The 8,693-nt window shown below is 67.1% G+C and carries 9 protein-coding genes; 4 read left to right on the forward strand and 5 right to left on the reverse strand.

The genetic code is table 11. The annotated features are described in order from the left end of the window. Positions 1-299: 299 nt before the first annotated feature. Both AC5P66_RS19795 and AC5P66_RS19800 read right to left on the reverse strand, forming a co-directional pair. Positions 300-869, reverse strand: a complete 570-nt coding sequence (locus AC5P66_RS19795; protein WP_099591109.1) for a TlpA family protein disulfide reductase — start codon at positions 867-869, stop codon at positions 300-302. Next, positions 866-2,140 (reverse strand): YihY family inner membrane protein, encoded by a 1,275-nt coding sequence (locus AC5P66_RS19800; RefSeq protein ID WP_099494730.1) that lies wholly within the window; start codon positions 2,138-2,140, stop codon positions 866-868. The genes AC5P66_RS19795 and AC5P66_RS19800 overlap by 4 nt, the downstream gene beginning before the upstream one ends. A gap of 77 nt (positions 2,141-2,217) precedes the next feature. On the opposite strand from AC5P66_RS19800, the gene wrbA reads away from it, so the two are divergent. From wrbA to AC5P66_RS19815, 3 genes are all read left to right on the forward strand, one after another. After that, the gene (wrbA, locus tag AC5P66_RS19805; protein WP_012510135.1) at positions 2,218-2,811 is read left to right on the forward strand and encodes an NAD(P)H:quinone oxidoreductase; all 594 of its coding nucleotides are present in this window, start codon (positions 2,218-2,220) and stop codon (positions 2,809-2,811) included. Then, complete coding sequence (locus tag AC5P66_RS19810) at positions 2,808-3,143, forward strand: DUF2069 domain-containing protein (protein ID WP_099494729.1); 336 nt, start codon at positions 2,808-2,810, stop codon at positions 3,141-3,143. The genes wrbA and AC5P66_RS19810 overlap by 4 nt, the downstream gene beginning before the upstream one ends. A gap of 79 nt (positions 3,144-3,222) precedes the next feature. Further along, the gene (locus AC5P66_RS19815) at positions 3,223-3,708 is read left to right on the forward strand and encodes an asparaginase domain-containing protein (RefSeq protein ID WP_010481766.1); all 486 of its coding nucleotides are present in this window, start codon (positions 3,223-3,225) and stop codon (positions 3,706-3,708) included. Between the two features lie 186 nt (positions 3,709-3,894). On the opposite strand, the gene AC5P66_RS19820 is transcribed toward AC5P66_RS19815, so the two are convergent. From AC5P66_RS19820 to sufT, 3 genes are all read right to left on the reverse strand, one after another. Further along, positions 3,895-5,637: a S8 family peptidase gene (locus AC5P66_RS19820; protein ID WP_049414943.1), complete on the reverse strand. Its 1,743-nt coding sequence runs from the start codon at positions 5,635-5,637 to the stop codon at positions 3,895-3,897. Positions 5,638-6,046: 409 nt separating this feature from the next. Continuing rightward, positions 6,047-7,141 carry a branched-chain amino acid aminotransferase gene (locus tag AC5P66_RS19825; protein ID WP_049414944.1) on the reverse strand — a complete coding sequence of 365 codons (1,095 nt, stop codon included), beginning with the start codon at positions 7,139-7,141 and terminating at the stop codon, positions 6,047-6,049. Between the two features lie 59 nt (positions 7,142-7,200). Beyond that, positions 7,201-7,752 carry a putative Fe-S cluster assembly protein SufT gene (sufT, locus tag AC5P66_RS19830; RefSeq protein WP_049414947.1) on the reverse strand — a complete coding sequence of 184 codons (552 nt, stop codon included), beginning with the start codon at positions 7,750-7,752 and terminating at the stop codon, positions 7,201-7,203. Positions 7,753-7,874: 122 nt separating this feature from the next. Here sufT and AC5P66_RS19835 point away from each other — a divergent pair, with 122 nt between their 5' ends. Continuing rightward, a complete protein-coding gene (locus AC5P66_RS19835) occupies positions 7,875-8,294 on the forward strand; it encodes a membrane protein (protein ID WP_032953950.1) in 420 nt (139 codons plus the stop codon). Positions 8,295-8,693: the final 399 nt, after the last annotated feature.

Here is an 8,693-nt window from a genome sequence, read left to right on the forward strand (position 1 = left end):
CACGGCTTGGTGCTTGAACTCATCGGTGTAGCTACGACGGGTGATACGGGACATAAGGGGCCTCCAAGTGCGATCAAAGTATCGCTTCTTGGCGTCCGCTGACGGGGGGCCAGATCAGTGAGCCGCATGGATGCGGCGACCGAGCCTACAGGGACGTATTTACGGCGTCCCCCGCAACCGGACCCACCCCGCCTCCCCACAGGAAACCCGCTTGGGCTGTTGCTGTTGCTTTTGCTGGGGTTGCCGGCCAGCGGCCGGCACTACCGCAGGTGCAGGGCGCAGCCCTGCCGATACCCAACCTACTTGGCAGCAGCGATCTGCTTTTCGATGTCGGCGGCGGTCACCGGACCGAGGAACGTATGCGCCAGCTTGCCCTGCGGGTCCAGCAGATGCGTCAACGGCAAGCCGCGTGGCGTGGCGAAGTCCGCCGGCGGATCGAACGGGTCCACGATCACGATCGGATAGGTCACCGGATGCTTGGTCAGGAACGACTGCATTTCCGGCACTTCGATGTCCTCGTAGGCCAGGCCGACCACTTCGATGTTGCTGCGCATCGCATGCAGGGCCGACAGCTCGGGCATCTCCTTGCGGCACGGCGCGCACCAGGTGGCCCAGAAGTTCACCACCACCCACTTGCCGCGATGCGCGGCCAGGTCGTAGTCGCTGCCGTCCACCGCCTTCATCTTCAGCGTCGGGAACTCGGCGGTGGTACGTTCGGCCGGGGTCTCCTCCACCGCTGCGGGGGTGGCCGGGGTCGGTGCCTGTGCCGGTGGCTGGCTGCTGGCGGGGGTGGGCTCCTGGGCCGGCTTGCAGGCCGACAGCGCCAGCAACAGTGCCAGCGGCAGCAGCAACGGGGTCTTGCGGGTCATGGCATGTCTCCGGAATCGGTGTAGATATCACTGACCTTGCGCTTCAGGCGTTCGCGCAGGGGCAGTCGCAGGTCATCCAGCGCCGCCAAGGCGGCACGGCCCAGGCTGTCGTCGCGGTACGGCAGGTGCTGCTCGGCTACCGGGATGCGCAGCTGGGTGCATTCGTAAAGATCGGCCAGGCTGACCTGGTCCAGGTCGCGCGACAGCAGCCACTCGCCGCGCTCATCGCGGCGCAGCAGGTCGATCTCCTGCAGGTTGCAGATCAGGTCCTGCAGCAGTGAATCGGTCAGCATCGGCTCCAGCCGCAGGATCTCGTCATCGGCCAGGCCCTTGCCCTTGGCCCGTGCATGCTGGAAGCGGCCAAGCAGGCGCAGCAGTCCATAGAACTCATACCCCTGCGGCAGGCGCAGCTCAACCGGCTGGTAGCGGAAGGCGGCCATCGAGGAGGCCAGCGACGCACCCAGCAGCACCGCCACCCAGCACAGGTAGATCCACAGCAGCAGGATCGGCACGAAGGCGACCGTGCCATACAGCTTCTGGTAGGACTGGAAGCTGCCCAGATAGGCGCCGATGCCCCACTTCACCAGCTCCAGGATCACCGCCGCCAGGATCGCGCCGGGTATCGCGTGCCGCCATTTCACGGTGTGGTGCGGCACCACCCGGAACATCAGCGTGATGCAGACGAACTCGATCAGGATCGGCGCCAGCCGCAGGGCCAGTTCGGCCAGCCAACGGCCCTCCTGGGTACCGAACAATGGCAACGCGAACACCCTCGCCGACACCGCCAGCGACGCAGCGGCGAGCATCGCGCCCAGGGTCAGCACGGTCCAGTAGACCAGGAAGCGGGTCAGCTTGGGCCGGGTCGAGCCGACCCGCCAGATCTGGTTGAAGGTCTCTTCCACGCTGTTGAGCGTGATCAGCAGCGATACCACCAGCGCGATGAAGCCGGCGGCGGTGAGCTGGCCAGCACTGGCCGAGAACTGCCGCAGGTAGCCCTCGGCCGCGCGCGCGGCGTTGGGCACGAAGTTGGAGAAGACGTAGTCGCTGAGCTGATCGCTCCAGCGGTCGAAAACGGGAAAGGCCGAGAGCACGCCGAATACCACGATGGCCAGCGGCACCAGCGCGAACACCGTGGTGTACGCCAGCGCCGCCGCTGCCTGGAACAGGCGGTCGTCGAGGAAGCGATGCCACAGGAAGCGGCCGAAACTGATGGCCCGTGCGCGATCCCGCGCGCGCTCCATCCACAGGTTGAGCGTATCCAAAGGTTCCATCGGTGGAAGGGTACCCGATGCGGAATGCTCGCAGGATAGCCATACTGGTGGCCACACGACGAGGAGAAGCGGGCACGATGGGCGAGATTCTGGTGCTGTATTACAGCCGGGGCGGTTCGGTGGCACGGCTGGCGCGCCAGATCGCGCGGGGCATCGGCGAAGTGCCGGGCATGACCGCGCGCCTGCGCACGGTGCCGCCAGTGGCCGCAGTGACCCAGACCGCGCAGCCGCCGGTGCCCGACGATGGCGCCCCCTACGTGAGCGTGCAGGACCTGGTCGAATGCCAGGGCCTGCTGCTCGGCAGCCCGACCCGCTTCGGCAACATGGCCGCGCCGGTCAAGCATTTCCTGGATGGGCTGGGCGCCGAATGGGTCAATGGCACCCTGTCCGGCAAGCCGGCCGGCGTGTTCACCTCCACCGCATCCATGCATGGCGGGCAGGAATCGACCCTGCTGTCGATGCAGGTGCCGCTGCTGCACCATGGCTGCGTGATCGTCGGCATCCCGTTCACCGAACCGGCGCTGAGCCATACCACCAGTGGCGGCACACCCTATGGTGCCAGCCACGTCGCCGGTGCCGCCGACGACCCGCAGCCGACCGACGACGAAGCCGTGCTGGCGCGCGCGCTGGGGCGCCGGGTGGCCGACATCGCGCAGCGGCTGGCCCGATGATCGCCACACCGCGCACGGTCCTGCTGCTGGCCCTGATGGGATTGGCCGCGCTGTTCGCCGGCTGGTTCATCAATGACAAGCACTGGCTGGCGACCCAGCTGGTGTTCACCGCGCCGCCGCTGGCGCTGGCCATCGCCGTGCGCCTGGGCTGGCGCAAGGCCGGATTCTGGGCCTCGGTCCTGGCGCTGGGCTGGTTCAGCCACGGCGTGATGAGCGCCTGGAGCCATCCGGAAACGCGCTGGCTGGCGCTGATCGAGATCGCGCTGGCCCTGCTGGTGATCTTCAGCGCCAGCCTGCCCGGCCTGCGCGCCCGCTTCGGCAAGCAACGCTGACGCTGCGCCCGCTGGGCCGTATCATCTGCATTCCTGGCCCCGCGCCGCAGTACCTGTCCTGGTTTCGCGCATGCACATGATGGAAGAGCTCCTGGTCGTCACCACCGGTGGCACGATCGACAAGATCTACTTCGACGACAAGTCGGACTACCAGATCGGCGATCCGCAGATCGGCATGATCCTGCGCGAGCTGGGCGTGACGTTCCGCTTCAACGTGATTCCGATCCTGCGCAAGGATTCGCTGCACATCAACGATGAGGACCGCGAGCTGATCCGCGCCACCATCGCCGCGCAGCCGACCCGGCACGTGCTGGTGACCCACGGCACCGACTCGATGGTGCAGACCGGCAAGGTGCTGGCGACGATCCCGGACAAGACGATCGTGATGACCGGTGCACTGAGCCCGGCACGCTTCCGCGGCTCGGATGCGGAGTTCAACATCGGCTGTGCGATCGGTGCGGTGCAGTCGCTGCCGAGCGGCGTGTACATCGCGATGAACGGGCGGATCTTCGACCCGCAGCACGTGCGCAAGAACGTGGCTGCGAACCGCTTCGAGTCGGTCTGAGGAACCGCGGCCGACCAAGGTCGGCACCTGCCAGAGCGCTGCCCTTGTAGTGCCGAGCCATACTCGGCAACCGCATGCCAGCGCGGCAGAACGGTCCGCAGCCGGAGCAGCCGAGCATGGGCTTGGCTACAGAAGCAAGAACGCCCCGGCCGGAGCCAGGGCGTGCCCATGGAGAGGGTCTTGGGCTCAGTACTGGGCGTTGAGGGTCAGGCCCGAGAAGGTGCTGTACGCCTTCACCCGCACATACCACGTGCCGGCGGCAGGGCTGTTGATCGTGCAGGTCTCGCTGTTGCCGCTCAGGTAGGGACGGCAGGTGTAGCTGGTATCGGTCGGGGCACTGCCCTGGCGCACGTACAGGTCGGCATCGCCGCTGCCGCCACTGATCGTCACGCGCAGCTGGCTGCTACCGGCCGGAACGGCGACGGTGTAGTTCAGCTCGGCACCGGTTGCAGCGCCCAGGCCGGTCACCGGCACGTTGTTCTGCAGCACGTTGCCACCCGGGTTCGGGTTGCCACCGCCGTTGATCGCCGCAGCCACGGCCGCGTTGGCGTCGACGATGCCGGCGCCGCAGCCACCCGAGCAGGCACCCGGCAGCGGGCGTGCAGTGCTCTTGATGATGCTTTCGACCTGCGCCGGGCTCAGCGGGCTTGGCGCGACCGACTGCATCAGCGCAACCACGCCGGCCACGTGCGGCGCCGCCATCGAGGTGCCGTTGTACGACGCGTAGCTGGCGCTGCCCGGCGTGGTGGTGCCGGTGTTGAGCGTGGACAGGATGCTCTGGCCCGGTGCCGAGATGTCGATGCCGGTGCCGTAGTTGGAGAAGCTGGCACGCGCACCGGCCGAGGTTGTGGCCGCCACGGCAATCACGTTCGGGCAGTTGGCCGGCACCGACGAGGACACGTTGGTGTTGCTGTTGCCGGCGGCGACCACCACGGTGGTGCCACGGCTGACCGCGCCGTTGATGGCGTTCTGGTAGGTGGTGGAGCAGCTGCCGCCACCACCCAGCGACATGTTGATGACTTCGGCCGGATTGGCGTTGGCCGGCACGCCACTGACGGTGCCGCCAGAGGCCCACACGATCGCGTCGGCGATGTCGGAGGTGTAACCGCCGCACTTGCCCAGCACGCGCACCGGGACGACCTTGGCATTGAACGCAGTACCGGCCACGCCGGTGCTGTTGTTGGTCACCGCCGCCACGGTGCCGGCGACGTGGGTACCGTGCCAGCTGGAGTTGGAGGCCGGGATGCCCGAGCCGCACTCGTTGGCGCCGTACCAGTCGCCCTCGTCATTCGGGTTGTTGTCGCGGCCGCCGCCATCGCGCGCCATCGCGGCATCGCTGATGAAGTCATAGCCAGGCAGGATGTTGGCGTTGAGATCGGGATGGTTGGTGATGCCGGTATCGATCACGGCCACCACCACGCCGGTGCCGGTGGCCTTGTCCCAGGCCGGCCGCACGTTGATCGACGCGTTGGAGGTACCGAAGCCCCACTGTTCGCTGAAGCGGGTGTCATTCGGGGTCAGCGTCGCACGCATGATCTGGTCGACTTCGACGTATTCCACGTTCGGGTCGGCGGCGAGCTTGCGCATCAGCAGCTCGGATTCGGCCTGGTCAAGCGGCCGATCGGTCCTGACCAGGGTCGGGCCAACGGCCAGCTTGCGGACCTCCTGCAGGCCCAGCGCGCGGCCCTGGCTGCTGGCCAGGCCGGCGGCGGCACTCTTCAGCGAAGAGGCCAGTGCGGTGGTGTTGGCCACCGGCGCACTACCGTCGCGGTACTTCACGATGAAGCGCTGGTGCGTCGGCGCGGACTGCAGGCCGCTGAGCTGGACGTCACCGGCCAGCGCAGGCGTGGCCAGCAGCAGCGATGACAGAACGGACGCACCAAGGACCACCCACACTCGACGCACACGCGGTTGCGTTACCTGGGACATCGTATTTCCCTTTCTTGTGGTGTGAATGCCGGAATCGGCAGAAGCACCGGCCCGAACCCTGGGCTGGCTTGGGTTGGCGAGGTTCGAAGTCCGGTGAGTCAGCGGATCCCCCTAACGATCCGCCGTGCATATGACGCTAATGGCCAGAACCGGACACCACAAGATTTTCAGCGTCTTTTCAGCAAGATGAAATGTTCGTTCTGAGACTTTTCGGGTCGAGGGTTTGTGAAGGTGAAGGAACTTTCTCGTGTCCTGCACAGACCTGACTGGGGCGTCACGTGTCCTGGAATGACTTTGCCGACATCGGCGTTCGGCCCCGGGCCCACAACGCAGAAAACCCGTCACGGGGACGGGCTTTCCGGAAGAGCAGCCGAGCGTCGGCTCGGCTCTACAGTTCAGCGTTGGGCGATCAGCCCAGCTTGACCAGCCAGTTGTGGCGGTCCGGCAGGCGGCCGTACTGGATATCGGTCAGTTCCTTGCGCAGCGACATGGTCACTTCGCCGGCCGGCGCGTTGATGTCGCCCACCGAGAAGCCGTCGCCCTTCAGCTGGCCGATCGGGGTGACCACCGCGGCGGTGCCACAGGCAAACACTTCGCTGATCGCGCCGGAGGCGACGCCGTCCTTCCACTCGTCGATGCTGACCTTGCGCTCTTCGACCTTCATGCCACGGTCGCGGGCCAGCTGCAGGATGCTCTCGCGGGTGATGCCCTCGAGGATGCTGCCCGACAGTTCCGGGGTGACCAGCGTGCCGTCCTTGTAGACCAGGAACACGTTCATGCCGCCCAGTTCTTCCAGGTACTTGCCTTCGACCGGGTCGAGGAACAGCACCTGCGAGCAGCCCTGCGCCTGCGCCTTCTGCTGCGGGAGCAGCGAGGCGGCGTAGTTGCCACCGCACTTGGCGGCACCGGTGCCGCCCTTGGCCGCACGCGCATACTCGGTGGACAGCCAGATCGACACCGGGGCAACGCCCTTGGCGAAGTACGGGCCGGCAGGGCTGGCGATGACGTAGTAGCCGGCCTTGTGCGCGCCGCGCACGCCGAGGAAGGCCTCGTCGCCGATCATGAACGGGCGGAAATACAGGCTCGACTCATCGGCCGAAGGCACCCAGTCACTGTCGACGGCGATCAGCTGCTTCAGCGATTCGACGAAGATCTCCACCGGCAGTTCCGGCAGCGCCAGGCGCTGCGCCGAACGCTGCAGGCGACGGCCGTTGGCATCCGGGCGGAAGGTCCAGATCGAACCGTCGGCGTGGCGGTAGGCCTTGATGCCTTCGAAGATTTCCTGGCCGTAATGCAGCACGGCGGCGGCCGGGTCCAGCTGCAGCGGGCCGTAGGCGCGCACGTTGGCATTGTGCCAGCCGGCATCCTTGTCCCAGCGCACTTCCACCATGTGATCGGTGAAGTGCAGGCCGAAGCCCGGCTTCTCCAGGATCTTGGCGCGCTCTTCAGCGCTGCGCGGGTGGTCCGAACGGGTGACGGCGAAGCTGGGGATGGACTGGGACACCGGAGGATTCCTGTTCTGGTTGCGGGTAGTGCCGGGCCCGCGTCACTGCGGGCCCTGGGTCAAAGCATGCCGGTCTCTAGCCGGGCCGCCTCGGACATCATGTGCTGGTTCCACGGCGGGTCGAACACCAGGTCGACGTCGGCCTCGGCCACCGTCGGGATCATTTCAAGCTTGCTGCGCACATCGTCGACCAGGATCTCGCCCATGCCGCAGCCCGGGGCGGTCAGGGTCATCTTCACGTCGATCTCGCGCTGGCCTTCGTCCAGGTGCTTGATCTCGACCTCGTAGACCAGGCCCAGTTCGACGATGTTCACCGGAATTTCCGGGTCGAAGCAGGTGCGCAGCTGCTGCCACACCAGCTGTTCCACCTGTTCATCAGTGGCGTCGGCCGGCAGTTCCAGCGGTGCCGGTGCCTCCTTGCCGATGGCGTCGCCGTCCTTGCCGGCGATGCGGAACAGGTTGCCCTCGACGAACACCGAATAACTGCCGCCCAGCGCCTGGGTGATGTACCCATAGCTGCCGGCCGGCAGGGTCACGGTATCGCCCTGCGGGACCATCACGGCCTCGCAATCGCGCTCGAAGTGGACAGGTTCGCTGCTACGGGAATACATGGGGACCGATATGGGGCCGTGGCCGAAGCCACGCAAGACGGCATTCTAGCCCAGCCGCCCCCGCACCGCCGGTGCACTGCGGCAAACCACAGTATCCTGTGGGTGATCTTCTGGGAGCTTCGATGTCCTCCAATGCCGCGCGTGCCAGGACCGTGACCTGGCTCTGGCCCCTCATGCTGCTGCTGGGCCTGTTTGTCGCTCCCCTCGCCTGGATGGTCCTGGCGCTGATGACCGGCCGGCAGGTCGGCTGGATGGCGGTGCTGGCCGCCCTGGAACTGGTGTTCATGCTGCGCCTGGGCACGCTGGGCCCAGGCCGGCTGCGCGTCGCCCTGGTCGTGCTCGGCACCCTGCTGGTGGCCGCCGTGGCCAACTGGGCCATCGCCAGCGCCTGGATGGGCGGCTCGATCGGCCTGGACCTGTGGGATGCCACCACGCGGATGGGCCCGCACCTGGCCTGGACCCTGATCAGCCTGGCCAACGGCGCGGTGGAATGGCTGTGGCTGGCCGTGGCCGTGGCCGTAGGTGCCTGGCTGGCGCGCTGAGCGCGTAGAGATTCATGGATTCGGTAGTGCCGGCCGCTGGCCGGCAAAAAGCGTGCGGACCAAGGTCCTCACCTACCAGCTGCAGCCACCACGCACGGATGGGGGTAGTGCCGGCCGCTGGCCGGCAAAAGCGTGCGGACCAAGGTCCGCACCTACCAACTGCAGCCGCCACGCACGGATGGGGGTAGTGCCGGCCGCTGGCCGGCAAAAAGCGTGCGGACCAAGGTCCGCACCTACCAGCTGCAGCCGCCACGCGCGGATGGGGGTAGTGCCGGCCGCTGGCCGGCAAAAGCGTGCGGACCAAGGTCCGCACCTACCAGCTGCAGCCACCACGCACGGATGGGGGTAGTGCCGGCCGCTGGCCGGCAAAAGCGTGCGGACCAAGGTCCGCACCTACCA

The sequence above is a fragment of the Stenotrophomonas sp. YJH_SMC_122 genome, assembly GCF_059369535.1.